This is a genomic window from Aureispira sp. CCB-QB1 (assembly GCF_000724545.1).
Taxonomy (GTDB): Bacteria; Bacteroidota; Bacteroidia; order Chitinophagales; family Saprospiraceae; genus Aureispira.
This window is the reverse complement of record NZ_JHBV01000057.1, coordinates 1-1,259: the sequence shown is the minus strand read 5'-3', so window position 1 is coordinate 1,259 and position 1,259 is coordinate 1. Positions and strand designations below refer to the sequence as shown.

At 46.1% G+C, this 1,259-nt stretch carries 2 protein-coding genes; both read right to left on the bottom strand.

What is annotated here, in order from left to right:
• A partial coding sequence (locus CG11_RS26080; protein ID WP_156039908.1) for a hypothetical protein occupies positions 1 to 1,040 on the bottom strand: 1,040 nt, incomplete at its 3' end.
• Positions 1,021 to 1,259: hypothetical protein (locus tag CG11_RS30500; RefSeq protein WP_197043950.1), on the bottom strand; the 239-nt coding region annotated here is incomplete at its 5' end. The genes CG11_RS26080 and CG11_RS30500, both read right to left, overlap by 20 nt.

Sequence of the window (1,259 nt, the reverse complement as noted above, 5' to 3'; positions counted from 1 at the left end):
GTTAAAATAAGATCAAGGGCATCGTTGGTACGACTATCTTGCGGATCATAGTTCTTGCTGTAGTCCGTTCCTGTCTCAGGATCCAGGTAGGTAAACAGCCACCCATCGCCCCCTTTGGAGCTTGGAGCGGTTAAGGTTCGGATGGCTTCCCATTCGGTTACTTTGTTGAGCTGATCAATGGCTTCCACCCAGCGCTGCACAAAAGTATAGAGATTCCCTGCAGGATAAGCGGCTTTGCCGTTGTCGTTCACTTTGACCAACCAACGATCATCCACTTGATGCCCATTAAAATCTTTAAAAAAGTCCAACTCGCTGCGTTGTCCCCAATACCACCAAATATTATCGGCACTAATGGTGGTTGAAACGGTTGTTCCTAGCAGCAAATTCAATTGCACCGAGGGCAACCACCAAGGCATGGTGGGATCTCGTTTGTTGCTGAGGTTTAAGCCCTCCCAGCCCCTATCCAAGAGCTTTTGTAAATCCGATCTTAGGGCAGGTCCTTGTGATTCGTGTTTGCCATAAATCGGGAAGGTCAAATAACGCTTGGCAGGATCCGAATGGACGTCCACGCCAGATACTTTATCAAAGAGCTGGTCAATGGCTTTTTGTGTATCGGAGTTGAATTTAATCAACTCCCTGCCAATATCGTATTTAGCACGAATGATGTCCATGACCGCTACTTTGGATTGTAAATGCTCTGCTTTGGCAGTAATCAAAGCTTGTGCTCGAGTGCCTTTGATGTAAAGCGGCTCTTTTTGTTTGGGTTGGTTTTCATTGCCTGTGTTGCCACTGTTAAAACTAGAATTGTTATGACCAAATAAAAAGGCAATCTGTTCTTTGGTCAAACCTGTGTTTTGACTGGAGACATTGTTGCGTCCTGTAACTGCTGGTGTTGAAGCAGCGGTTTCTTTTTTGGTGGTAACAGTGGGCTCTTCTTCTTTTTTAGGACGGAGTACCGCCCAAACCGCCCAACCGCCAAGGGCTAGAATGAGCAGCAAACCAATGACCAATAAGGGTGTTTTATTCGTTGGATTTTCCATGCTTAAAAAAGATTAATAGGGCGATTAATAAGACAACTCCACCAATGACGCCTCCAATCAACCAGAGCGAAGGTTTGGGGGGAGGATCGGGAGCAGGCACATAAGTTGGAGTGGAAGGACTGGGTTTGCCCATCAAGGATCCTAAGAAGCCTGTAATGCTGTCCAAACCATTGGCACTGGCATTGATAATATCAGCGGCATTTTGTGGTTTTTTGTTGG